The organism is Lentzea sp. NPDC051838, assembly GCF_040681245.1.
Lineage (GTDB): Bacteria > Actinomycetota > Actinomycetes > Mycobacteriales > Pseudonocardiaceae > Lentzea.
On the sequence record NZ_JBFAYI010000030.1, the window covers coordinates 1 to 24509 of the forward strand.

A 24509-nucleotide genomic window follows, 5' to 3' on the forward strand; every position below is an offset into this window, starting at 1 on the left:
TGGGGCAGAGCTCCCAAGGGGAAGCACGCAACAGGAACTCTGACTACGCAAGCCGGGAACGGCACGGACTCGCAACAGGAACACGCCCAACGCAAGCCGACCACCCGCAAAGCCGCGACTCGCAAGGCGACAGCCGCAAGCAACAGGGGAACAGCACGGACAACAAACCGGAACCCGCCAACGAAACAGGGGGACGACCGACGGACCCGGTGCGCCCCCCACCAACCCCAACCTAGAACGGCTTGGTCTCCACCGCGATCTCCCCAAGAATCTCGCTCAACGGCCGCGAAGACTGCACCGACATAGCAGCCGAACCAGAAGCCACAGCCCCCGGCGGCACGTTCTCCGCAATGTCAGTACCAGCACAAGTAACCCGAGAAGCCGGCAAAACCCCAGAAACCAAGTACTTGTTCACCAACGCATCCACACAAGCGTTACGCCGCAACGCATAGTGCCCATGCTGCCCATCGTTGGCAACGTTGATCAGCGGAACCCCAAGGTGCTCAGCCATGACCCGCCCATTGGCCAGCGGAGTCTGAGTGTCCCCATCAGAGTTGACCACCAACCCAGCCGGATACTTCCGAGTGATAGCAGGAATCTTCTCCGGCCTCTTGAACGCCCGGAACGTGCAGTTCGTAGGCGCCATGTAGTCCACAGTCCCGCCATACGGCTGAGTGTCCCGCCACCGCTTCATGTCGTTGTAGTAGGTGTTCACATCGCTGAACCAGTCCCACTCACACGTGACAGCCTGGTACGTACCAGCAGAAGTAGGCTCGATGTCGCCCTTCTTCAACGCCGCCACAACAGCAGCAGCCTCACCCGAATCCGAAGACCCCGCCTTGATCGAAGCGATGTGCCGCGAGAACGCCGCCCAGGACCGACGGTACCGAGTAGCCCCAACCGCGTAGTCGAACGACGAAACGTCCGCGTACCCACCGTACGGCCCGACCTTCAACCGAGCAGCGATCGCGTCCAGCTCAGCCCGAACAGCAGTCGGCGTAGTCCCGAGCCCGTACGTTCCATTCCGAGCCGCAGTCCACTCAGTCCACTTCTTGAGGTTGTCCGTGATGGCATCCACCACGTCGACATCCTGCTCGTGCCAGGTCTTCAGCGGGTCCAACGCCGAGTCCAACACACTGCGATCCAACGACTTCGGGAACATGGACCCGAACACCGCACCGAGCTGAGTCCCGTACGAGTACCCGACGTACGAAACCTTCTTCTCCCCCAAAGCACCGCGGATGACGTCCATGTCCCGAGCGGTGTTCATCGTCGACACGAACCGGCGCATCTCCCCGCCACCGCGCTCGCAGTTGGCCTCGACGGAACGCGCGTACTCGGACCAGTTCGACAGCTGCGCATCCGTTGGGCGCGAAGGGAACTCATCATCAGAGGGCGTCGAGATGCAGCGCAGCTGGGTCGAACGGCCGACACCACGCGGGTCCATCCCGATGACGTCGTAGATCTTCAACACCTCGGTCTGCGCGTTGAACCAGTGCACCGCACCGAGTCCGGACCCACCTGGCCCACCGGGGTTCGTCAGCAAGACGCCTCTGCGACGCGCGGGATCAGTAGCCTTCTTGCGCGAGATCGCGATTTCCAGGTTGCCGTTGTCCGGGTTCTTGTAGTCCATGGGCACGATCACGGTGGCGCATTCGACGCCAGTCGAAGGCGAAACCCAGCCCGCCGGACACTCGGCCCACGCCACGGGCTGGGTGTAGTACTCGTCCAGCGGCCCCGGTTCCGCATGGGCCGTTCCCACCAGGGACATGAACAGCGGGGCGACCAAAGCCGCCGCGCCCCAACGCTTCCTCACCACAACACCCCTCCGGTCGATGGTCCCGCCTAAGATCGACGACGACGCTTCCGCAGTCGCCGACCCCGCCGGAACCCCCGAAGGTCGGGTGAATTTCACCTCACGAAGCACACCTCGTAAGTCAGCACCAGGCCGTCCAAGACACCCTTTGCGACTGCTTGGACGCGGTTCAACCAGCGGTAGCGGTCGTCACCGGTCTCGAACAACGGAGCCGCGTACAGCGGCGCACCGGAACCATTCGAGACGTCAACCCGCCCTGAGTAGTGCAAAAACACGTAGGCGCCGTCATGAGTCAGCAGGACGGAACGCACGTCGAGGGTCGCAGTACCGTCGGGACCGATGGTCAGCCAGTCGGCGGTGGACGTCCCGTGCATGACACCGGACAACAGCTCGCCTTCAAAAGAACCCGACTCGACCTCGTAGATCAGCCGGTCGCCGACGGGCGTTTTCGGGAGCAGGTAAGGCTTTCGCAGGGTGGCGGTCATCGTCCCCAACGGCACGAGCTCCATCACGCCACCGTCCCGCCGTCGACGACGAGCACAGAACCGGTGGTGTAGGCGGCGGCCGAAGACGCCAGGTACGCCACGGCACCGGCCACCTCGGACGCCTCGCCCACCCGTCCCAGAGCGGTCTTCGCGACCACGGACGCGTGCAGGTCCTTGTTGCCCACGATCGCGGCCGAAAAATCGGTGCGGATCACGCCGGGCGCCACCGCGTTCACCCGGATCCCGGCAGGGCCGAGCTCACGGGCCAACGTCCGGGTGGCGCTGATCATCGCCGCTTTGGCCGCCGAGTACAGCCCCATGTACGGCTCGGCCTTCAGACCGGCGGCCGACACGATGTTGATCACGGAACCACCACCGGCGCCCAGACCGGCGGCAACAGCCGCGCGAGTCAGGGCAAGTGGCGCCCGCACGTTCACGGCCATGATCTTGTCGAACGTACGAGAAGAGACGTCGATCAGAGGACCGAACGGCGGCGCGGCACCGGCGTTGTTCACCAGCACGTCGATGCGGCCGAACCGGTCGACGACAGCGGACACGATGCCCGGGATCTCGTCGTCGTGGCCGAGATCGGCGACGACGGGCAGCGCCTCGACCTCGAACTCGCGCTCGACGGCGGACGCCACCTCCTTGGTGGTCTCGGCCGTGCGCGCGACCACGGCAACGCTCGCCCCCGCGCGGGCCAGCGCGCGCACCGACTCCAGGCCGATGCCGCGGGTGCCGCCGGTGACCAGCGCGACGTGTCCGATCAGCGAAAACGGGTTGCTCGACATGGTGGCGAAATTATTCGACACAGTGTCGAGTGAGCAACGAGCACCGCTTATCTACTGCGGAACCCCATACACCGCCCGCAACCACACAGCAGTCAGCGTCTCCACGACCTCGCGATCACGAGCAGCCGACTTGCGGCCCAGCGAAAGGCTGTAGCACATGGACTCGTTCATCGAGACCAGGACGGTCGCCAGCGCACGCGCGGACGGCGGCCCCGGCACGGCCACACCGGCGTCACGTTCGATCTCGATCTGCTGCGCGGTCGACTCGACGAACTTGCGGGCGACCTCGGACCAAAAGCCGCGCACGACCTCGCTCGTGTCGCGAGCACGGACGGCCGCTCGTAAAACGGGACCGTGCGCCCGCCACAGCGCGACGGTTCCCGAGATCGCGCGCCGGATCGATTCCGCCGGCGGTTCACTGCCGCGGCGCAACCACAGCGCGGCGGAATCGTAGAGACCTTCCACGACCCGTTCCGACAACGCGTGGAGCACCGCTTCGCGCGATTCGAAGTGGAAGTAGAAGGTGGATCTGGAGATTCCCGCGCCCGACGTGAGTTCGTCGACCGCGATCTCGTCGAGCGACTTCGTCTCGAGCAGCTGCTCGGCGGTGTCGAGAATGGCCTGCGAGGTCAGGTCACCCTTGCTCCGCCTGCGCCGCGAGCCAGCACGGTTCATGACGAACATCATTGTGGATCGAATCAACTTTGCAAACAGAAGCGCACGCAGAGTGGATGAGGTAGGAAGAGGGCATGGATCCGGTCAAGGCGTTGAAGCAGGTGGCCTTCCACCTCGAACGAGCGGGCGAGCCGACCTACCGCGTCCAGGCCTTCCGCAACGCGGCGGCCGTTCTCGCCGATCTCGATCCCGCCGAGGTCGAAAAACGAGCGAAACTCGGCACTCTCACGGACCTGAAAGGCGTCGGGAAATCGACGGCCGGTGTCGTGCAGGACGCGCTGGCGAACCGCGAACCGTCCTATCTCGCGAAGCTGCGGCACGTCGACATCACCGGCGGCGAGGAGCTCAGGGCGAAGCTCAAGGGCGACTGCCACGTCCACTCCGACTGGTCCGACGGCGGCAGCCCGATCAGGGACATGGCGGAGGCGGCACGCGATCTCGGCCACGAGTTCATGGTGCTCACGGATCATTCGCCGCGGTTGACCGTCGCGAATGGACTGTCCCGCGACCGGCTGGAGAAGCAGCTGGAAGTGGTCGCCGAGCTGAACGTCGAGCTTGCGCCGTTCCTGATCCTCACGGGCATCGAGGTCGACATCCTCGACGACGGCTCGCTCGACCAGGACGAGGACCTGCTGGCCCGGCTGGACGTCGTGGTCGCGAGTGTCCACTCGAAACTGAAGATGCCGCGCGCCGAGATGACCACGCGCATGGTCAACGCGGTGCAGAACCCGCACGTCGACATCCTCGGCCACTGCACCGGCCGCCTCGTCGTCGGCAAAGGCCGCCCGGAGTCGCAGTTCGACGCGGCAAGAGTCTTCGAGGCCTGCGCGGCCAACGGCACCGCTGTGGAGATCAACTCACGCCCGGAGCGGCTCGATCCCCCGCGCCGGCTGCTCAGCCTCGCCGTCGACGCGGGCTGCACGTTCTCGATCGACAGCGACGCGCACGCGCCCGGCCAGCTGGACTGGCTGAACTACGGCTGCGCGCGGGCGGAGGAGTGCGGGGTCCCACCGGATCAGGTGATCAACACGAGGCCCGCATCTCGGCTGCTGTCCGGGTGAGGTGCTCGTACCAGGAGACCAGCGGCCCGGTGTCGGCGAGCGCCCGGCCGAGCGCGACCCGGCACAGGTCCTGGACGGGTTCGGGATCCCACGACCGTCTCAGCTCCTCCAACGACCCCAGTGACCCCAGCGCGTACTGCTCCAGCCCGGCGCAGATCGGCACGACGGTCCCGTCCGCCTTCACCACGAGCGGATCGACGCGCACGAACGCCGACGGATCCGCGCGCAGCAGTGCGGCGGAGGTGACGTCGAACTGGACCTCGACGGCGTCGTCCTCGGCGACCCGGTTCAGCTCCACCGCCGCGTAGACCAGATCGACCCGGTCGACACCGTGCGGCCGCACCCGCACCTTGCGCGCGCCCTCCCCCACGGCCTCGGTGGCCATTCCACGCAGCGACGCCACGTTGTCCGGCACGAGGTCGATCATCACCGTCACGCGGTGCCCGGCAGCGGCGTACCCGCCCACATCGTCCAGCCCGACCACGAGCTCGGCTCCCGGCACAGCGGTGAGCCAGCGAGGGTCGTGGACCTCGACTCCCATACCTGTTAGGAGCGTCCGTTCGGCCTACAAATACCTCCGTACCGCTCACCGGGCCATTTGGTTTTTCCATGTGGCTGTATCACGGCGCTGCCCGCTTCCATCAGAGTGCAAACGAATCTGGGACCCAGGCCCGTCACGTGCGGGAATGGGCCGATCGAGGGACTTCTCGTCACTCCATCGGGAACCTCGGAAACGGGTGCGGACGTCCAAGCGACGTCACTTTTGGGGAGGGAGGGAGCATGCGCCGCCAATTCATCGTCCCAGCGGAGTCGTGCGCCCGGAGTGCTGCCGAAGCACGCCGGACGGTCCTGCGCGACCTCCACGACGGTGTTGGCCCGTCACTCGCCGCTGTCGCCCTCGGGCTGCGGTCGGCGCGGCAGCTCCTCACCTCCGACCCGGCCGGCGCGGCGCGGTTGCTCGCGCTGCTCGAGGACGAGATGCACTCGGCGATCGACGACATCAAGTCGCTGGTGGCGAGCGAGAGCCCGTCCGTCGTCACCAAGCTCGGGCTCGTCGGCGCGGTCGAGCAGTTCGTCACCGCGTTGCGGTCACGGCTGCACTTCGCGATCGACGTCGTGGTGCCCCAGGAGATCCCCGCACTGCCCGACGCGGTGAGCGTCGCGGCGTACCGGATCATCCGCGAGGCGTTGACGAACGTCGTGACGCACGCCGACGCGCGAACGTGCTCGGTGCGGCTGTGGTTCGACGGCGAGCTGCACGTCGAGGTGATCGACGACGGCGTGGGCGCGCCAGAAGTGTCATCAGGGGTGTCGACGGGCGTGGGCCTCGCGTCGATGCGGCAGCGGGCCGGCGACCTCGGCGGGAACTGCCGGGTCGAGCCCGGACTCGGCGGCGGCACCAGACTCAGCGCCGCTCTACCCGTGTCATGACGTTGCGCGCGCTGGTCGTGGACGACCACCCGCTCTTCCGCCGCGGGGTGATGGCGGCGTTGACCGACAACGGCATCGACGTCGTGGGCGAGGCTTCCGACGGCGCGTCCGCCGTGGAGGTGGCCCACCAGCTGCAACCCGACGTGATCGTGATGGACCTCAACATGCCGGATCTCGGCGGCGTCGAGGCCACCCGGAAGATCGTCGCGGCACGGCCGTCCGCACGCGTGCTCGTGCTGACGATGTTCGAGGACGACGAATCCGTGTTCGCCGCGATGAAAGCCGGCGCGCGGGGGTATTTGGTGAAGTCTTCCAGGCCTCAACAGATAGTGGACGCTGTGCGCGCGGTCGGCGAGGGTGAGGCGATCTTCAGCCCTGCCGTGGCCACCAGGTTGCTCGACTTCTTCGCGACGGCACCACGGCCGAGCGCGCTCCCGGAGCTGACCGGGCGCGAACGCGAGGTCGCCCGGCTGATGGCGGCGGGCAAGGGCAACGCCGCGATCGCCAAGGAGTTGTTCCTGAGCACCAAAACCGTGCGCAACCACGTGTCCAACATTCTCCGCAAGCTGCAGGTCGCGGACCGAGCACAGGCGATAAACCTGTTCCGGGACAACTCGGGATAACTCGGGATGCGCGCCCCTGTGGTCCGGGACGGTCCTGGGCCGATGATTGTTGTGCTGACGTCAGAAGGGGAGCTGATGAACGCCGAACCGGTAACCGTCGTCCTGCACGCCACCGACTCCATCACCCGCGCGGGCGTGACCGTCGCGCTGCGGTCCCGGCCGGAGATCCGGCTCGTCGAACCGGAGACCGCCGAGAGCTGCGTCGCCCTCGTCGTCGCCGAACGCCTCGACGAGAACGTGCTGCAACTGCTGAGAAAGCTGCAGTGCCAGCCGAATCCGGGCATCGTGCTGGTCGCCGGTGACGTGGCCGACTCCGAACTGCTCGACATCGTCGGCAGCGGGGTGTCCGCCGTGCTGCGCCGCTCCGAGGCCACGCCCGACACGCTGGTCCGGCTGATCCGCGCCGCACACGCCGGCGAGGGCTCGCTGCCCGCCGACCTGCTCGGCCGGTTGCTCGGACGCGTGTCGCAGCTGCAGCGCAACGTGTTGCGCCCCAACGGGCTCAACCTCGCCGGCATGTCCAGCCGGGAGACCGAGGTGCTGCGGATGATCGCCGACGGCCTGGAGACGAGGGAGATCGCGGAGAAGCTGTGCTACTCGCAGCGCACCGTGAAGTCGATCCTGCACGACATCACCAACCGCTTCCAGCTGCGCAACCGCGCCCACGCCGTCGCGTTCGCGTTGCGCGAGGGCCTGATCTGACGCGGCGGCCGTTGCACACGGCCGCCGCACCAGCAGTCTCACTCCGCGCGTCCGTTCAGCACCACCGAAGGCGTGCACGCACCCTTCGGTTGCGGGTTCTGGCAGCTCACCCGGAACACGATCTTCTCGCCGGGGTTGAACCGCAGCGGTTCCTGGAAGTGCTCGTCGCGGTCCCGGAAGTTCCCGAGCCCGATCACGCGAATCGTGCTGCGCGTCCCGTTCGCGTCCCGGACCAACTGAGCCGTTCCCGCGTCACCCTTGGAGTTCTCGAAGAAGATGTCCTTGACGAGGATGGTCTTCTTGTCGTCCGGCGGGGTGAAGGTGAGCTCCGTGAACTGAGTCGCGTTCGCGGTGATCTGGGCCGTCACGTCGATCCGGAACGTCACCGGGTCGCCCTTCTCGGTCGCCTTGGGCAACGTCGGCGGCGTGGTCGTGTCGCCCGGTTTGAGGCCCAGCGCGCCCAGTGCCTGCCCGGCGTCGGCCTTGGCCTGCTTCGACTCGTCCTTGGCCGCACCGGCCGCGCTGGCGGCTTCGTCGGCCTTCTCCTTGATCTCCTTGGACTCCTGCTGCATCGCCTCGCGCGCCGCCGACTTCACCGCAGGCGCCAGCAGCGTGAACCACAGCGCCACCAACGCTCCCACGAGCAACAGCAGTGCGAGCAGCGCCGGCAGCAACCACTTCGGCAGCAGCTGGCGTTGCACCATCGTGCCCTGGGCGAGCATCGGTTCCCCGTGCTCGGGCGTGATCTCGACCTGGAACGGGTGCCGCTTCGGCTCACCGCGCATGAACGTCTTGCGCGGTTTCGCCTGCAACCGCACGAACGCGGTGGTGCCCGGTGGCAGCGAGATCTCGGTGCGGTCCAGCCGGAAGTCCAGCTCGTCCTCGGGGTCGACCGCCCGCAGCCGCAGCAGCGCGGGCGCGTTGCCGACGTTGTCGACAGCGACCTCGTACTTGGCCTTCCTGGCACCCTCCGCCTTGGCGGGCACCAGTTCCGCGGCCACGTCGGTGAACGCGCCGACCACGACGACGCCCTCTTCGACGACCGAGCCGTGCGGGTCCTCGCGCGAGATGACCCGCACGCCGAACGGCACCGGGCCCGCGTAGACGCCCGCGTCGCGTGGTGGCGCGAACCGGATGAGCACGGGCGCGGACTCACCGGGGTTGAGGTTGACCACGGCCGGTTCGGCGTGGCTCCACGACGCGGCATCGCCGACGACGTCGATCGTGAACTGGTCCACCAGCTCGCCCGCGTTGCGCACCATCACCTGGCAGGTGACGTCCCCGCCCGGTGCGACGGCCAGGTCCGAAGTGGACAGTGTCGCTGTTGCTCCCATGACTAGCAGTCTCCTTCTTTCCCTGGTGCCGCACAGTGTCGGTCGAGGCGTGGCCGGGTGCGCGCATTCCTGCCCGTTGGGGAAGTCAGCCGCGCTCCACGAAGTCCGATGGCTGCACGGTGTTCGGCAGCGCGAGGAAGTCCCCCGACTTCACGTCGCCGAACTTCGTGCCCTCGACTCGGGTGGCCTGGGCCTGTCTCAGTCCTTCGGTGTCGTTGTGGAAGACCAGCATCTGCGCGGTGAACGCCCCGTCGGTGGTGGTGAGCTCGCCCGGTGTCTCGGAGATGCCGACGGTCCAGCCGAGCCTGATCCTGGCGTTCGGCGGGAAGTCCTTGCCCTGCACCGAGACCACGCCGCCGAGCGGTCCTGCCTGCTGGTCGACGGTCAGCGTCGGCGGCTTGATCACGATCTTCGTCGTCGCCACGTTGTCCGCCGCGTTCTCGTCCGGGCCGGTGGCGATGACGACGGCGGCGAGCTCCTGGTCGACGGCCGCGGTCGCCGGGATCGTGAGCTTGACCTCGGTCTGGCCGTCGGGTCCGAGCGTGCCGACCGCGCACTCCGGCTGGCAGCCGAACGCCGAGGCGTTGACCCGCACGTTCGTCAGCGTCGAGCCTGAGCTGTTGAGCAGCTTGAAGGTCACCGTCACATCGTCACCGCCGACGAACGACGGCTGCGGGCTCGCCGCCACGGTCAGCGACAACGATCCCGTTCGTTCCAGGACCTTCACGGTGACCTTGGAGGTGATCGTTCCCACCGCCGCGGTCACTTCGTGCTCTCCCGCGGTGGTGCCGGTGGCCTCACCGCTGACGACTTTCTTGTCTCCCGCGGCGATCGGGCCGATGTCGCCGCCGGCAGGACCGCCGGTCAGGCCCGGTGGCATGGTCACGGTGAGCGTGGCCGGGCTCGGCGCGAAACCGGTGTTCGCGACGGTGACCTCGATCGTCGTCTTGCCGTTGAACGGGATCTCGGCCGGGTTCGCGGTCGTGGTGACGGTGATGCGCGGAAGTCGTTGCACCGTCGCCTGGCCGGCGTTGCGGGTCAGGAGCTTCGGCGTGCCGTTCACGACCGGGATCGTGTAGAGATCCGGGGGACGCTCGCAGCACGACGACTGGAACACGATCCTGGTGCCGTCCGGGATCCAGGCCGGCATCCGCGGCACTCCGATGGACTCGGAGGTGGCCACGACGACGCGGGCCCCGGTGCCGTCGGCGTTGACCTGGCAGATCTGGTCTTCCTGGGTGAAGGCGATGGTCTTGCCGTCCGGGGACCACGCCGGGTCCTCGTCGTAGTTGCTCTTGCACGGGGCGGTGAAGCGTTGGGAGAGGTCGATCTGGCTGCTGCCGTCCGGGGTGACGAGCCAGATCTCCGGACCGGGCGGGTCGGCCGCCGTGACGGTGATGATCGCGGTGTCGGTCCCGGTGTTGCCTCGCGCGTCGGTGGCCGTGCAGGTCACGCGGGTGACGCCGATCGGGAACCCGGTGCCGGACGGCGGGGTGCAGACCGGGGTGAGCCGCACGCCCTGGCTGTCGAGCGCGGTCGCCTGGTAGGAGACGGTCGCTCCGGTCGTGTTCTCCGCCTGCACCTTCACGTCGTCGACGCGCACCACCGGTTTGACGAGGTCGGCGACCTGCACGGTGACGGTCTGGGTGTGGCCGGGGCGGACCTCGGTCTCCTTGTTGAGCAGGAAGTCGATGGTGCAGCGCAAGGTGCTGCCGGGCGTGGCGGTCGGCGCCACGGTGAACTTCTCGGCGAACGTGTAGTCCTGGCCGCTCGGCCCGGTGACCGGCCCCGGCGGGGTGAGCTCGACGGTGAGCCCGGTGTCGCACCTCGGCCTCGGCGTGACCGTGACGTCGAGGTCCTTGATGCCGTCGAGGATCGCCTTGCTGATCTCCTCCTCGCCGTTCTTCACGTACTTCTGCTTGGATCCCTTGGGGTCCAAGATGATCCTGCTGAGCTGGCCCTTGGAGTCGAGTCCGACCTTCTCGTCGCCGCTGTCGACGCCGACGGTGCGGATGTTGGCGCGCTTGAGGATCGCGATGGCGTTGTCCACCGTGTCCTCACCGGTCATCAGCCCCTCCGCGGTCGGCTCGTCACCGATGATCACGAAGACCTTGCTGGCGTCGGGCGCGAAGTCGAACTCGCCCGTGGCGGACTTGATCAGCGCGTGTGCCCAGACCTCCGTGGAGGTCCGGTCGGTGACCAGCTTGACGTCCTTGACGGCCTTGACCGCGTCGGCTTCCGAGCTGGTCAGCTCGATGACGCGCTTGAACTCGTTGCCCTTGTTCTCCGCGCCCGCGTAGGTGGCCACGCCGAACCTGGTGTCCGGCTGCAGCTTCTTGACCTCGCCCATGATCGTCGCCAGCTGCTCCTGCACGCCGGTGAGCTCGTCGAGCATCGAGCGGCTGATGTCGATGAGGATCACGATCTCCGGCTTCGGCGGGATGCGCGGTGTGTGCACGACCTGCGAGAGGTCGAACGTGCTGCCCTGGCGGGCCGGGATCTCGGGGTCCGGGCCGGGCACGGGCGGTGGCGGCAGGACGATGTTCTCGGCGCTGCGGGTGATCGCGATGGTCTTGCCGTCCGGCGACCAGTCCGGCCGGCTGTCGTCGCCGTCCAGGTGCTTGGGAACCGGGATCGTGCCGACCTTCGCGCCGTCGGACACGCGGTAGATGTCGATCACCGAGTCGCTGCCGTCGCCGTTCGGGATCCGGGTCGTGACCGCGATCATCGTGCCGTCCGGGGACCACGCCGGCTGTGCCTGCGTGAACGTCTCGGTGTTGAGCCGCTTGGGGTTCGCGCCGTCCGCTGCGGCGATCATGATCTGGCCGCGTTCGACGTACGCGAGCTTGGTGCCGTCCGTGGAGAACGCGGGGTCCTGCTGGTTGATGATCGGGCTCTTGGTGATGTTGGTGCGCGCGTTTCCGTTGCTGTCCACGGTGAAGATGTCGCGGTCGTCGTTCTCCAGGCTGGAGAAACCGATCTTGAACGGCTCCGGCTCTGGAGGTTGGGCGGAGGTCGTGGGCACTGGCAGCACCAGCAAGGCCACGAGCAGCAACGGAAGTGCGCGCACTGTCATTTCACCTGCTTCTGGAAGAGCTCTATCTCGCTGATCACCGTGTCGGTGCTCTCGGTGGACGGGTAGACATCGGCGATCAGGATCTGGACCTGTTTGACGCCGTCACCGTTCTTGATCGCGTGTTGCTGCTCGACAGGCTTGTCGGTGAGCGTGATGTCGGTGGTCTTGCCGGTGTCGAACACCAGCGTCAGGCGCCGCGGGCGTTGGGAGCCCGTGAACTTCTTGCCGTCGCCGCTGTAGACGATCATCCGGCGCAGGTCCGTGACGTGGTCGAAGTCGATCGTCAGCGCCGCGGTCCTGGGGTCGGTCGGGGCCGCCCAGAACGTGCCGTAGTCGTTGTCCATCGCGAGCTTGGCCGGGTGGTCCGGCAGCTCGCGTCCGGCCGAGATCCGGCTCTGCCGCACCGGTACCCAGTCCTCGAACAGGCCGGCGACCTTGTCCTTGGCGGAGATCACCTGCGTGTTGACGGTGCTGCGGAACGGCTGCGAGATCCCGTAGAAGCCGCCGAACAGCAGGACCGCGACCGCCAGCGCCCACCGGAACGCCCTGCCGACGCCCTGCTTGACCTTGGTGGCCCTGCGGACTCGGTCGGGCCTGCTGCCGCCTTCCCTGACCTTCGGGCCTCTCGACGGCAGCCAGCGCTTCCACCACGGCTGCTTCTGCGCCACGGCGTCGATCAGCGAGTAGCCGCAGACGCCGCAGAACTTGCGCGTGGGGACGTTGCCGGAGCCGCACTGGCCGCAGATCAGGTCGCCGGGCTGGGCCTGGCGCTTCATCGTCTGGACAGGACGGTGGTGCGGCTGGGGTTGCTGGGGCGCGTCCGGGCGAACCGGGCCGGCCTGCGCCTGGGTTCCGGTCCACTTGAGGAAGTCGCCGCAGTTGCCGCAGAACTCGGCGTTGGGCGCGTTGTGCTCGCCGCAGGTCTGACAGACGATCATGTGGTCACCTCGATGGTCGTGGCGACGTGGGCGGGCACCATCCGGCGCACCGCCGCGGTGATGCGCGCGCGGTCGACGGCGTCCGGGTTCGTCACCCGGATGCGGATCAGCACGTGCGCGGGAGAACTACCGGGAACCTGGCCGTTCGGTCGTGCCGAGATCGAGACTCCGCCGCTGTCCGCGATGTCGACGCGGCCGCCGGTGAGGAGCCAGACGTGTTCCGCCAGGCCTCTTCTGGTGCCGCGGAACCGGTGCAGCCGCACGGCTCTGGCGACGAGCTCGCGGCGTTGGGCGGCGGACCAGCTCTCGTCGAGGTCGAGCGCGACCCACTGCGCGAGCCAGTCGACGAAGTCAGGTGGTGCCACGCGCGGGTCGAGGTAGGCGGAGAAGCAGTCCAGGACGGTGAAGACCGGCGCGATCACCTCGTCCAGGGCCTGGGTGAAGCGCTGGGTGAAGTCGTCGTCGGTGTAGACGGCGGGCATGCGCTCGCCCAACGGATGCGGGGACGTCAAGTCGTCGACAGCTGTGCGCATCTCAGCTCTTCACCACCCTCACCTGATGCCCGTACGAGAACGCCAGCCCGTTCGGCGGCAGATCGACGCGCTGCACGGCCTGTCCGCGCTCACCGGTCAGCAGGTTCGCCGCGAACAGCCGCACGTCCTCCACCAGCTCGACGCCCGGAATCCGTTGCAGGACCGCGTACACCTCGCCGGAGTGCACCGGCCGCCCGAACGGCCACCCGTCGCCGTCCGCTCCACCGCGGATCGGATCGAGGTAGTCGCCCAGCGCGTCCATCGCCCGCGCGCGGACGGCTTCGGTCGGCGTTCCGGTGCGGGCCTTGAGGTCCGCGACCACCGTGATGCCCTGGTAGAACGGCGGTTCCACGCTCACCCGCGCGCCGACACACCTGCGTGCGTCGAGGTGCCGGGCGATCCGTTCGAGCGTCTCCTGGTCGACCTGGAAGGCCTGGAAGTTCGGTTCCTCGTGCTCGGGGACCGCCGGCACGACCAGCACGCGCACCCCGTCGTCACCCGGCGCGCACCGCACGCGTTTGACCTCCGGAGCGGCCTCTCTGGCGAGGATCTCGTAGTCCTCGGCCGTCACCGCCCGATCGCGCGTTCGCAGCGACAGCGGGCCTCTCAGGGCCGCGTCCTCGACCGACTCCCCCGCCACACCGCCGCGGCCGGGCTTGCGGTTCGTCACGTTGCTCACGAACGGCACCGGATCCCGTTGCACCGTCACGAGGTTGCGTGCCACGTTGCCCCGCAGGCCGCCGCCGGTGCGGTACTCGGGCACCCGGATGGCCGCAGACTTGGCCGGCACCGCGCCGTAATGCCGCAGCGTGCCGTCCTGCTGCCGCACCGCCGGGCCGAAGATGATCTGGCCTTCGATGTTGTCCAGCAGGAAGTGCCGATCCTCCGGTCCAGACTCGACGAACGTCGGCACCTCGGTCCACTCGTCCCAGGTTCCGTCGGCGTTCGCGACTTCGACGACGATCGGCGCTCCCGCGACCACCGGGGTGCGGGCGAGCTGAAGACGCTGTCCGGCAACACCTTCAGCAACGCCGAGCTGTTCGGCTTTGACGACGTCCGCGTGCACTGCCTCGGTGGTGCCGCCGATGGTGGCCGCCGTGACGTCGCGGATCTTCGGAGAGCGCTGGTAGAACGGCTGCCCCTGCCACAGTTCCGCGGCACGACAACGCAACCAGCCCGCGCGTTGGCGGACGAGGATCGACGTGGTGTGCCCCTGAGGGACGTGCACGACGACGTCGCCGGAGGAGTTGAAGCCGCCGTTGGTGAAGCTGTCGACCTCGCAGGCGGTCCAGCCGTCGCTCGTCCACGCTTCCCAGACCCACGGCGGGTCGGCGGGGTTGATGCCGGAGCCCATCGGCTCGCAGTCGAACCTGAGCAGCACCGCGCAGCCCGGAACCGCGTTGGACAGGCCGAACAGCACGGCGTCGCCCGCTTGAGGTTGCTCGCTGAAGGCCTCCGGTTCCTTCAACGCCAACAGGTCGTCGGTGCGGTCGACGGGCTGGCCGTCCGCGGTCGCCGTGGCCAGGCGTTGGAGCTCACAGGGCACGATCGTGAGCGGGCGGTCGACCGTGAAGACGACGGGATCCTCGACGCCCTTGCGCTGCGTGGCGATCTGGTTGCCTTGCGGGACCTCGACCGGCGCTTCCTGAGGCGCGGAGAGCCAGTAGGTGACGTCCACGCGTGCGGCGGTCGGCGCGAACAGCTCGACGCCGATCAGCTCCAGGAACTTGAGGTAGTGCAGCCGCGGCACGCGGTTGAGCCGGTACATCAGCTCGTCGACCATGTGCGCGAAGGCCTCGATCAGCGTGACGCCGGGGTCGGAGACGTTGTGGTCGGTCCACTCCGGACAGTGCTGCTGGACGCGACGTTTGGCCTCGTCGACGAGCTGCTGGAACCTGCGGTCGTCCAGGTTCGGCAAGGGAAGCGGCATCACGCACCGTCCTCGTGCGGCGGAATGACGTAGAACGGGAACACGAGGTTGCGCGGGTCGTTGGTGTTGCGCAGGGTGTACCGGATGTCGATCAGCAGGGTGCCGTTGTCGGCCTCGGAGAAGTCGACGACGACGTCGGTCAGGTCGATGCGCGGCTCCCACCGCTCCAACGACATCCGCACCTCGTAGGCGATCTGCCCGGCCGTCGAGGAGTCCGCGGGCGCGAACACCAGGTCGTGGATCGCGCAGCCGAACTCGGGCCGCATCGGGCGTTCGCCGGGCGCGGTCGCGAGGATCAGCCGGATGCTCTCCACGATCTCGCGGTCGCCGTCGACGAGCGCCACCGAGCCCGTCGCGTCGGTGCGGACGGGAAAGCTGAGGCCCCTGCCGATGAAGTCCATCACCCTCCTATCAGGACGGTCGGGCAGCCGGGCGGCAGAATCGGCGCGCCGCAGCCGCTCATGTCGCCGACGCGAGCCGCGGGCATGCCACCGATCAGCACGGTCGGGCAGCCCGGCGGGATGATCGGCGTCGGCGGGTGCACGGCGGGCGGCGGGAACGAGCAGGTGTGCATGCTCCCGACCGTGGCCGCGGGCAGTCCGCCGATGAGCACGGTCGGGACACCGGGCGGCATGATGACGCCGGGGTGCCCGGTCATGTCTCCGACTCTTGCTGCGGGTGGCATTTTCGTTTCCTCAGTTGATTTTCACGATGGCGCCCTTGACCGTGAGCGGGCCACTGGCGGTGACCTCGGTCTGGGCTTGGCCTGCGATCTTGACCTGCATGCCTTCCGCGCTGAGCTCGGTCTGCGCCTTCACGGACACCTTCTGGCCCTTGAGCTCCAGCGGTCCGGTGCCGGCGTCGACGGTGATGCCGTTCTGCGCCTTGACCTTGATGGTCTTGCCGCTGGTGATCTCGATGTTCTGCGCCTTCTGGTCGAGCTTGACGACGAACTTCCCGTCACCGCTGGAGATCACGATGCCGTCGTCCTCGATGAACTCGACCTTGTGCCCCTTGCGGCTCACGAAGCCCCTGGCGGCGATCTGGCCGTTGCCGCCGTCGACCGCGGGTTTGCTGAGCTTCGGCGGCTTGTCCTTGCCGTTGTAGAGGCCGCCGAGCACGTACGGGGCGTCGAAGTCGCCGTGCTCGAAGCCGACCAGCACCTCGTCGCCGACCTCGGGCAAGATGAGCGTGCCGCGGTCCGGCCCGGCGCCTTGTTGCACTGTTCTGGCCCAGACGCTGGTGAGATCCGGTGACAGCCAGGGGAACTTGACCTGGACGCGGCCGAGTTGCTTGGGATCCTTGGCGTTCGTGACGACGGCGGGCACGAGTCCGTTGAGCGGCTTGGAGGTCGTGCCGTGGACGAGACCGTAGAGCGAGCGTTCCTGCTTGCCGGACACCGTGAACTCCGTGGTGTAGCCTGTGTGTTCGGCGAACAGGTGCCGTGTGCTGGTGAGGGTGTACTTGCCCTGGAACGGTTCGCCGACGTTGGTCAGCGCCACCGCCGTTCCCGCCTTCAGGTCCGGGTTTCCCCTTGCCACGCCGGTGAGCTCCGCGCAGGAACCACCGAGCTGGGACGCCAGCGCCTCCGCCGCGGTCTTGGCTTCGGCGTGCGTCCGGTAGGGCAGGCCTGCTTCGAGGTGCGGTGGTGCCTTGAACTTCGCGGCTAGTTCTGTTGGTTTCGCTTGTGCGAGTTCGACTCCGGCCGTGTTCGGGGTGGCGGTGGCGAGGACTTCCTGCTTGTTCTCGAAGTCCCAGCCCCTGACCTGGACCTCGGGCACCTGGCCCGCCGTCGTGAGCCCGGCCCTGAGCGCCACGAGGGTGCTGTGCATCTCCAGCACGAGCGGGTCGGACTTGGCTTTGGCGTTGGGTTTCGGCGCCTTGGCGGGCGGCTCGGGCAGCTTGAAGTCGAGCTTGCCGTCCTTGACCGCGATCTGCGCGCCGACGGTTCGCGCCAGGCGGCTCAGGAACTCCCAGTCGCTGACGTTGTCCTGGCTGAGCTGCGTTTCCGGCCTGCCGCCGAAGCCGGGGACGTTGTCGATCGTGCCCGTCTTGATGTTCGCGCGTTCGGCGACCTTCTTGACGACGTCGCTGACCGTCATGTTCGGGTAGACGGCGACTCTCCTGCCGCGGAACAGCCGGTGCGCCTCGTCGTAACCCCTGACCTCGGTGAACGTGCCCTGACCGTCGAGCTCGACACCGACAGCCGTGATCTCCCCGCTCATCAACGACTTCGGCCCGCCGGGGTCCGCGGTTTGGACCTTTATGGACGCTTTCGCGCCGATCTTGAAGCCGCCCTTGGTGAGCACGACGTGGCCGGGGTCGCGGAACTTGAGCACGAACATGTCCGGCAGGTTGCGGCTGTCGTCGACGTAGGCGTAGGTGAGCAGCAGCTTGACGTCCTGTGGCAGCGGCTGGCCCTCGACCTCGACGACGAGGTTGTTGGCGAAGCTCTCGTTAGCCATGCTGGATCTCCTCCAACGCCGGAACGAGCACTGTCGAGCCGAGCTTGAGCCGCATCGGGTCGTCGATGTCGTTGGCCTCGGCGATGTGCCGCCACAGCTCGGGGTTGCCGTAAGCCTTGTACGCCAGCGACTGGAGCGAGTCTCCGGCCGTGAGCGTGTGCTGGTCCCTGGCCGCGAGCGCGCCACTGGTCGGGTTCTGCCCGCCGGGTTCGCCGCTGACCTCTTCGAGGTTGACCGTGCACACCGCCCTGACCGGCATGCCACCGGGCGTGAAGAGCGTGTACTTGGCCGTGACGCTGGAGACGTAGCTCGGGAAGCCACGGATGGTGCCCCACTCGAAGATCACCCAGGGCGGGCTGCCCTTGCCCTTGACGCGGGACTTCTCCGTGGGCACGGTGAGGTTGAAGAGCTGCTCGACCATCTTGATCGTCGAGTTGCCCATGTCCTTGGTGGAGTCGATGAAGACCTCCAGGGCCAGCTTCGCCGGCTCGGCGCCCTTGAACTCGGGCACACCCGACTTGGCCGCGTTCGGCTGCGTCTGCCGCTGCCACTTGGCGTTCTTGGCGAGCGTCAGCTCCTTGGGGTTGAACTGGAACTTGACCTTGTACAGCTCGTCGCCCGGCTTCTGCAGCCCGCCAGGCTTCGGCGGCTCGTACGCGGTGATGACCGCGTGCTCCATCTTCTTGGCCGCGGTCTTCGCCCCCGCGCTCGTGAACGTGACGGTCATCGCGCGTCCAAGAAGCCGTGGTGCGCCAGCTCGAGCGTCTCGGTGGCCACCTTCGTCTGCTCAGCGCTCAACTGCGGCCCCGTCCACCTCACCGGAATGACCTCGGAGAGCGACCAGCGCGCGATCGTCGTGCCCCCAAGGGTCTTCGCCTCGATGACAGCCGTCCTGCGCTTGATCCCCGCCGCCATGCCCGCGATCCAATTGGTGATCTTCTGACTGTCCTTGGTGACGGGCCGGGTGAGCTTCACGTTGGGGTACTTGATGCGCGTGGGCAGCTGCCACACCATGCCGTTGTTGCCGCCCTCCTCCCGCTGCTCGATGACGAACTCGCACCCGAGCCCCTCACAGCTGTTGAACGACCCCAGGTCGTCCTTGTCCACCGACACGCTGAAGCAGACGGCGACGGCTTCCTCTGGTGCGGTCATCGCTTTGTCCTCACAGGTCGGTGAGCGCCCCACGACGCTCACGGTCGAGCCACAGGTCGGCCTTGAGCCGGCGCAGCAACGGGTCGTACAACTTGCGCAACAACTCCTCGGCGTTCTGCCCCTGCGCCTCGGGCTGCGTCGTCGCTTGCGGTTGCGCTTGCGGTGTCTCTGCTCTCTGCACCTCAACAGCGCGCTGAACCGGCGCCGCACTGCTCGGCTCTGGATCCGGCGTCCGCGCCACGACCTGCACGGGAGCCGGCGGCACCGCGACGGGCAGCGGTGTTGTCTGGGAGGTGGAGATCCATTGGACGGGTGCAGCTTCCTTCGTGGCAACCGGAAGAGCCGGGCCTTCGGTGGCACGCTGGACGAACGGCGACGTCAACCCGGCCAGCTGCTTTGCGGCCGGCGCTTCACCGATGTGGAGCTGAGCGGTGGGCGCAGCCCCGGCGAGCCGCTGAACAGTCGGCTCTGAGCCCACGAGTCCGCGGGAGGCCAACGCCAAACCCGCCAAGCCTTGGGAGGCCGACGCCGAACCAACCAAGTCGTGAGAGGCCGATCCCGCACCCACCAAACCGAGAGAGGCCGATCCCGGACCAACCAAGTCGTGAGAGGCCGACGCCAAACCAACCGAGCCGTGAGAGGGCGATCCCGCACCCACCAAGCCGTGAGAGGCCGATCCCGAGCCCACCAGGCCGTCAACGGCCGATGCTGGCCCGACCAGCCGTTGGACACCCGGCGCCGAGTCCCCCAGTGCCTGGACAGTCCGCGCCAAACCCACGGGTCCCTGGACAGCCTGCGTCGAACCCACCGGCCCCAGGACCGTCGGAGTCGAAGCCACCGGTCCTTGGACCTCCGACGGCGAACCAACCAGCCGCTGAACAGTCGGGTCTGTCCCGACCAGCCGCTGAGCAGTCGCGTCCTCACCGACCAAACGCTGGACAGCCGAGTCCGTCCCGACCAGCCGCTGAACAGTCGGGTCCGCCCCAACCAAACGCTGAACAGCCGAGTCCGTCCCAACCAACCGCTGAACAGTCGGGTCCGTCCCAACCAACCGCTGAACAGCCGAGCTCGTCCCGACCGACCGCTGAGCCGCCGAGTCCTCACCGACCAAACGCTGGACAGCCGAGTCCGCCCCAACCAACCGCTGAACAGCCGGGTCCGCCCCAACCAACCGCTGAGCCGCCGAGTCCTCACCGACCAAACGCTGGACAGCCGAGTCCGCCCCGACCAACCGCTGAGCCGCCGGTGTAGTACCCGCGAGCCCCTGAGCAGCCGGTGTAGAACCCACCTGCTGCTCGACAGCTGACGCTGAGCCCGGCAAACGATGAACAGCCGAGCCCACCTGCTCCACGACCGCCGATTCCGAGCCCGGCAAACGCTGAACAGTCGGGTCTGACCCCACCAGTCGCTGGACGGTCGAGTCCGAACCCACCAATCGCTGGACGGTCGGATCCGAACCCACCAGTCGCTGGACACCTTGCGGCGCCCCTGCCTGTTGCTGGACGGCAGACGTCGGTCCCGCCAAATGCTCGACGACAGACGTAGGTCCCACCACGTGCTCGACGCCCGACATCGGTGCTGCCAAGTCCTCCGCGGCCGACCCGTGTCCCACCAACTGGTCTCCAGCTGTCGCCGGTTCCACGAACGGCTCCCCAGCCGTCGCCGGTTCCACGACCTGCTCCCCGGCGGTCGCCGGTCCCGCAAACCGCTGAACAGCCGGAGCAGAACTCGCCGGCCCTTGAACAGCCGGCGCCGCCCCCACCCGCCGCTCGACAGCTGACGCCGGCCCCGCCTGTCCCTGGACGGTTTGCGCGAAGTCCACCTGCCGCTGGACAGCCGGGTCCGAACCCAGCAACCGCTGCGCAGTCGGATCCGAGCCGACCAGACCCTGAACCTCCGACCGCTGGACAGCAGACGTAGATCCCGCGGGAGCTGGTCCCGCCTGTTCCGGTGCAGAGTGCGCGGCGTCCGCATGCTGCTGGACAACCGACAGGTCGGCCAACCGCTGAACAGCCTGCGCCGAGCCGACCAGCGGCTGCACAGACGACGTAGGGTCCGACAAGCGCTCGACGGCCGGCACCGTTCCAGCCAACTGCTCGGCAGAGGGCCCCGATCCTGTCGAATGCTGGTCACGCGGTGCCGAATCCTGCTGCCGCTGAACGACTGGCGTCGGTCCCGCTGGCTGCTGGACGGTCGACGCCGAGTCCACCTGTCGTTGGACCGCGGACATCGGTCCCACGACCTGCCCGGCACTCGATACCGATCCGGCCCCTGCCTGTTCCTGAACGATCGCGGGCGACGACCCGACAAGCCTCTGTGCCACATCAGACTGGGCCGTCATCGGCGAACTCGGCTCAGACTCCACCGCATCGGAGGAAGGTGCGCCGGGCGAGGGAGTTCGTTGCAGCACCGACGAAATCGGTTCGCCGAGGCCCAGCCTCCGACGAGGCTCCGGGCGAGGAGGTTCTTCCGGCGGCACCGAGCGCTGCACCGCGACCGGAGGAGGTTCGACGGGTTCGGGAGCAGGGGCCGAAGGCACGCTTCGCGCTACCACGACGGGTTCGGGCGGCGCCGCGATCCGGGAGACGACGGGCTGTGCCCACACGGTCGAAGACGAGGACGGTTCAGCGGCGGGAGCGGCCACGTCCGAGATCGATCCGGACGGCTCGGAGGGGCCTACCGCGTGGGCGAGCGGGGCGAGGAAGGACGGGTTCTGCCACGAGGTCAGGCTGCCGGAGAAGGACGACACCGGGTTGATCAGCGGGTGTGGTGCGACGACCCGCTGCAGTGGCGGGAGCGAACGCCACTCAGCACGGACCACGGGTAACGCGGGAGCGTCGGCACGCCGTCGAAAGGGCCACACAGCAAGTCACCTCCCCGAACCCGAACCAGCTGAAATCCGCGTGTTGATGCGACCGATCTCCTCCACGTACCGCAACCGCTCGGCGTGTTCCAAGTCCAAAATGGACTCCAGCGACCAGTGGAAGTGGTAGGCGACGTACGCGACCTCCGAATACAGCCGGTCTGGCGCGTACGTCACGATTCCCCCAGGCGCCCACCCGCGATGTCGACCTCGAACCCGTGGCCGCAGGAGGGGCACGCGACGCCGGAGCGCGTGTGGCCCTCGCTGTTGATCCGGCGGTACATGTCCTGCAGGAAGGCGAGGTCCGAGGCGAAAAGGTCCTCGATGATCCCCGCGTGCACGTCGACAACCGATCCGATGCGCACCACCACCCGGCCCAGCAACACCACCGTCAGGTAGGCCGAGTTCTCCCGAACCCTGTCGTCCCGCAACGGGATCAGCTCGTCGCGGGCCGTCGCCAGCCGCATGACACCCTCGCGATGAACGACCCCGGAGTCGTCCACGTACCCGCGCGGCAACTCGAAGGCGAACTCCGTCTGCATCCGAGGAGCAGCGACAGCGGCAGCAGTGCGCTTCACTCGACTTCCATCTCCTCGTAGGTGACCGTGAGCTTCTCGGTCAGCACGGAGGTGTCGCCCGCCTTCAAGGTCCCGATCTCCAGGGACTTCGGCCAGCAGCGCACGATCTTGTAGCGCTTGATCGCCGCGCCCTCGTAGTCGTAGACCACGACGACGCCGTTCTTGCGCGCGGAACCCATCTTGCCGAAGCGCGAGTCCTTGACCCACTTCTCGAACGAGTTGTCGGCGGTCAGGCCTCGGGTGAAGACGACCTCGCCCGCCTTCATGCGGCCGGGCAGCTTCTTGATGACGTACTTGCCGTCGGCCATGTTCTGCTTGAGCTCGATGACGTCCTGTTCCATCTTCAGGCCGGTCACCTCGGAGATCTGCTTGATCGTGATGCCGTCGACCTCAAGGCCGAACGAGTGGCCTACCGACGTGTCGAGATCGGGGAGTGCCATGTCGTGCAACCGCCTTTACTCGTTGACCAGACTGGTGCCGCCCTGCATCTGGGCGAGCCGGAAGATGACGAACTCCGCGGGCTTCACGGGAGCGATGCCGACCTCGCAGACGACCTGGCCGAGGTCGATGCCCTCCGCCGGGTTGGTCTCGCGGTCGCACTTGACGTAGAACGCCTCGTCGGGCGTCAGGCCGAACAGCGCGCCCTTGCGCCACTCCATCACCAAAAAGGCAGAGATGGTACGACGAATCCGGGCCCACAGCGCGTCGTCGTTGGGCTCGAAGACGACCCACTGCGTTCCGTCCAGAATGGACTCTTCCAGGTAGTTGAAGAGCCGCCGGACGTTCAGGTAGCGCCACGCCGGGTCGGACGACAACGTACGCGCGCCCCAGACGCGGATGCCGCGACCGGTGAACGTGCGGATGCAGTTCACGCCGATCGGGTTCAGCAGCTCCTGCTCGGCCTTCGTCAGCTGGGTCTGCAACGCGACCGCGCCGCGCACGGTTTCGTTGGCAGGAGCCTTGTGCACGCCGCGGGAAGCGTCGTTGCGCGCCCACACGCCGGCCATGTGACCCGACGGCGGCACGAAGATGTTGTCCGAAGTGGACGGGTCGTAGACCTTGATCCACGGGTAGTAGAGCGTCGCGTACTTCGAGTCGTAGCCCGCTTCGGTCTGCTTCCAGTTCTTGACCTGGTCCGGAGAGAGAGAAGGCGGCGGGTCGAGGATCGCCATGCGGTCGCCCATGAGCTCGCAGTGCGCGATGATCGCGGACTGCACGGTCTTGACGGCTTCCAGCGTGATCAGCCCGCGCTGGTAGGAGCTCATCAGGTCGGGCACCGAGACCATCGTGACCTCGTCGATCGCCTCCAGGCCACCGAAACCGGTGCGGTCGGCGACATCGCCCACGTAGTCGTCCGGCACGACCTTGCGCGGCACCGGCGGCGGCGCGGGCGCCTCACGCAACGCCACGGAAGCCTTGTCGGGACGAGCCAACGACGCGCCCGCGACCTCCTCCACCGTGATCAGCTTCGACGCCGCGTTCACGACGGTGAGCACGTTCTCCTTGCCGCGCTTGGCGGACACCTGGTGCGTCTCGACGACCTTGCCGTTGTCCTTGACCACCAACGAGAAGCGGTCGTCCGGCTGGTTCTCCCCCGCGGCGTCACCGACCTCGACGGACAACGAACCGGCACCGAGCTCGCGAGCCGACACCCGGTAGCCGCCCAGCTGGGCCTGTGGGCCCGCGGGCAGTGCGGCGGCGGAACGCGAGCCGCCCACGCGGACGACGTAGCAGTTGGTGCCACCGTTGAGGAAGTAGCCGTAGACGGCCAGCGGCAGGTAGCAGCCCTCGGCGAAGTCGCCGAACTTCTCGGTGTACTGCGCCCAGTTCGACACCAGCGTCGGGGTGTTGAACTCACCCTTGGCCGCGAACCCGACGAACGCGGCGACGGCGGTGCCCACGCCCTCGATCGGGCGGGCACCTGCCTCCACCTCCTCGACGTACACGCCCGGCGAGAGATAGGTGGGCATCGACGGCCTCCCAAGTCGTACGGAACCCTGTACGACACATGCTCCAAAGACCTGGGAAAACGCGACACGACCGCGCGGCGGTGCCC

24 protein-coding genes are annotated in these 24509 nt (G+C 67.7%); 4 read left to right on the plus strand and 20 right to left on the minus strand.

Translation table 11 applies throughout. The features are described from left to right. Nucleotides 1–232 precede the first annotated feature (232 nt). The 4 genes from AB0M24_RS38590 to AB0M24_RS38605 form a co-directional block, all read right to left on the minus strand. Entirely contained in the window at nucleotides 233–1816 is a 1584-nt protein-coding gene (locus tag AB0M24_RS38590; protein WP_363778442.1) for an alpha/beta fold hydrolase, read from the minus strand. Nucleotides 1817–1911: 95 nt separating this feature from the next. After that, nucleotides 1912–2325: a DUF3237 domain-containing protein gene (locus AB0M24_RS38595; RefSeq protein ID WP_363778443.1), complete on the minus strand. Its 414-nt coding sequence runs from the start codon at nucleotides 2323–2325 to the stop codon at nucleotides 1912–1914. After that, on the minus strand, nucleotides 2325–3092 hold the full coding sequence (locus AB0M24_RS38600; protein WP_363778444.1) for a glucose 1-dehydrogenase: 768 nt from the start codon (nucleotides 3090–3092) through the stop codon (nucleotides 2325–2327). The genes AB0M24_RS38595 and AB0M24_RS38600 overlap by 1 nt, the downstream gene beginning before the upstream one ends. Before the next feature lie 51 nt (nucleotides 3093–3143). Continuing rightward, on the minus strand, nucleotides 3144–3767 hold the full coding sequence (locus AB0M24_RS38605; protein WP_363778445.1) for a TetR/AcrR family transcriptional regulator: 624 nt from the start codon (nucleotides 3765–3767) through the stop codon (nucleotides 3144–3146). A gap of 74 nt (nucleotides 3768–3841) precedes the next feature. On the opposite strand from AB0M24_RS38605, the gene AB0M24_RS38610 reads away from it, so the two are divergent. Beyond that, the gene (locus AB0M24_RS38610) at nucleotides 3842–4828 is read left to right on the plus strand and encodes a PHP domain-containing protein (protein ID WP_363778446.1); all 987 of its coding nucleotides are present in this window, start codon (nucleotides 3842–3844) and stop codon (nucleotides 4826–4828) included. On the opposite strand, the gene AB0M24_RS38615 is transcribed toward AB0M24_RS38610, so the two are convergent. Continuing rightward, nucleotides 4791–5369 (minus strand): hypothetical protein, encoded by a 579-nt coding sequence (locus AB0M24_RS38615; RefSeq protein WP_363778447.1) that lies wholly within the window; start codon nucleotides 5367–5369, stop codon nucleotides 4791–4793. The genes AB0M24_RS38610 and AB0M24_RS38615 overlap by 38 nt on opposite strands. Before the next feature lie 239 nt (nucleotides 5370–5608). On the opposite strand from AB0M24_RS38615, the gene AB0M24_RS38620 reads away from it, so the two are divergent. From AB0M24_RS38620 to AB0M24_RS38630, 3 genes are all read left to right on the plus strand, one after another. Further along, nucleotides 5609–6259: an ATP-binding protein gene (locus AB0M24_RS38620; RefSeq protein WP_363778448.1), complete on the plus strand. Its 651-nt coding sequence runs from the start codon at nucleotides 5609–5611 to the stop codon at nucleotides 6257–6259. Further along, nucleotides 6256–6882, plus strand: coding sequence for a response regulator transcription factor (locus tag AB0M24_RS38625; RefSeq protein ID WP_363778449.1), 627 nt, complete (start codon nucleotides 6256–6258; stop codon nucleotides 6880–6882). The genes AB0M24_RS38620 and AB0M24_RS38625 overlap by 4 nt, the downstream gene beginning before the upstream one ends. A gap of 75 nt (nucleotides 6883–6957) precedes the next feature. Further along, nucleotides 6958–7584: a response regulator transcription factor gene (locus tag AB0M24_RS38630; RefSeq protein ID WP_355553201.1), complete on the plus strand. Its 627-nt coding sequence runs from the start codon at nucleotides 6958–6960 to the stop codon at nucleotides 7582–7584. Between the two features lie 38 nt (nucleotides 7585–7622). Here the strand turns inward: AB0M24_RS38630 and AB0M24_RS38635 are convergent, their stop codons facing one another. The 15 genes from AB0M24_RS38635 to AB0M24_RS38705 form a co-directional block, all read right to left on the minus strand. Next, the gene (locus AB0M24_RS38635) at nucleotides 7623–8918 is read right to left on the minus strand and encodes a hypothetical protein (protein WP_363778450.1); all 1296 of its coding nucleotides are present in this window, start codon (nucleotides 8916–8918) and stop codon (nucleotides 7623–7625) included. 85 nt (nucleotides 8919–9003) lie between these two features. Further along, on the minus strand, nucleotides 9004–11994 hold the full coding sequence (locus AB0M24_RS38640) for a VWA domain-containing protein (protein WP_363778451.1): 2991 nt from the start codon (nucleotides 11992–11994) through the stop codon (nucleotides 9004–9006). Beyond that, complete coding sequence (locus tag AB0M24_RS38645; protein WP_363778452.1) at nucleotides 11991–12932, minus strand: zinc ribbon domain-containing protein; 942 nt, start codon at nucleotides 12930–12932, stop codon at nucleotides 11991–11993. Before AB0M24_RS38645 ends, AB0M24_RS38640 begins: the two co-directional genes overlap by 4 nt. Next, a complete protein-coding gene (locus AB0M24_RS38650) occupies nucleotides 12929–13465 on the minus strand; it encodes a phage tail protein (RefSeq protein ID WP_363778453.1) in 537 nt (178 codons plus the stop codon). Before AB0M24_RS38650 ends, AB0M24_RS38645 begins: the two co-directional genes overlap by 4 nt. Nucleotide 13466: 1 nt before the next feature. Further along, entirely contained in the window at nucleotides 13467–15395 is a 1929-nt protein-coding gene (locus AB0M24_RS38655) for a putative baseplate assembly protein (protein WP_363778597.1), read from the minus strand. Beyond that, a complete protein-coding gene (locus tag AB0M24_RS38660; RefSeq protein ID WP_363778454.1) occupies nucleotides 15395–15796 on the minus strand; it encodes a GPW/gp25 family protein in 402 nt (133 codons plus the stop codon). Before AB0M24_RS38660 ends, AB0M24_RS38655 begins: the two co-directional genes overlap by 1 nt. Continuing rightward, nucleotides 15796–16080 carry a PAAR domain-containing protein gene (locus AB0M24_RS38665; protein WP_363778455.1) on the minus strand — a complete coding sequence of 95 codons (285 nt, stop codon included), beginning with the start codon at nucleotides 16078–16080 and terminating at the stop codon, nucleotides 15796–15798. The genes AB0M24_RS38660 and AB0M24_RS38665 overlap by 1 nt, the downstream gene beginning before the upstream one ends. 10 nt (nucleotides 16081–16090) lie before the next feature. Beyond that, nucleotides 16091–17860: a VgrG-related protein gene (locus AB0M24_RS38670; protein WP_363778456.1), complete on the minus strand. Its 1770-nt coding sequence runs from the start codon at nucleotides 17858–17860 to the stop codon at nucleotides 16091–16093. Further along, complete coding sequence (locus AB0M24_RS38675) at nucleotides 17853–18587, minus strand: peptidase M23 (RefSeq protein WP_363778457.1); 735 nt, start codon at nucleotides 18585–18587, stop codon at nucleotides 17853–17855. Before AB0M24_RS38675 ends, AB0M24_RS38670 begins: the two co-directional genes overlap by 8 nt. Beyond that, entirely contained in the window at nucleotides 18584–19012 is a 429-nt protein-coding gene (locus AB0M24_RS38680; RefSeq protein ID WP_363778458.1) for a phage tail protein, read from the minus strand. Before AB0M24_RS38680 ends, AB0M24_RS38675 begins: the two co-directional genes overlap by 4 nt. A gap of 10 nt (nucleotides 19013–19022) precedes the next feature. Further along, nucleotides 19023–19490 (minus strand): hypothetical protein, encoded by a 468-nt coding sequence (locus AB0M24_RS38685; protein WP_363778459.1) that lies wholly within the window; start codon nucleotides 19488–19490, stop codon nucleotides 19023–19025. A gap of 2391 nt (nucleotides 19491–21881) precedes the next feature. After that, a complete protein-coding gene (locus AB0M24_RS38690; RefSeq protein ID WP_363778460.1) occupies nucleotides 21882–22052 on the minus strand; it encodes a DUF6760 family protein in 171 nt (56 codons plus the stop codon). After that, the gene (locus tag AB0M24_RS38695) at nucleotides 22049–22417 is read right to left on the minus strand and encodes a hypothetical protein (RefSeq protein ID WP_363778599.1); all 369 of its coding nucleotides are present in this window, start codon (nucleotides 22415–22417) and stop codon (nucleotides 22049–22051) included. The genes AB0M24_RS38690 and AB0M24_RS38695 overlap by 4 nt, the downstream gene beginning before the upstream one ends. A gap of 32 nt (nucleotides 22418–22449) precedes the next feature. Beyond that, nucleotides 22450–22893 (minus strand): phage tail protein, encoded by a 444-nt coding sequence (locus AB0M24_RS38700; RefSeq protein WP_112274526.1) that lies wholly within the window; start codon nucleotides 22891–22893, stop codon nucleotides 22450–22452. Nucleotides 22894–22908: 15 nt separating this feature from the next. Next, nucleotides 22909–24423: a phage tail sheath subtilisin-like domain-containing protein gene (locus AB0M24_RS38705; RefSeq protein WP_363778461.1), complete on the minus strand. Its 1515-nt coding sequence runs from the start codon at nucleotides 24421–24423 to the stop codon at nucleotides 22909–22911. Between the last annotated feature and the right edge of the window lie 86 nt (nucleotides 24424–24509).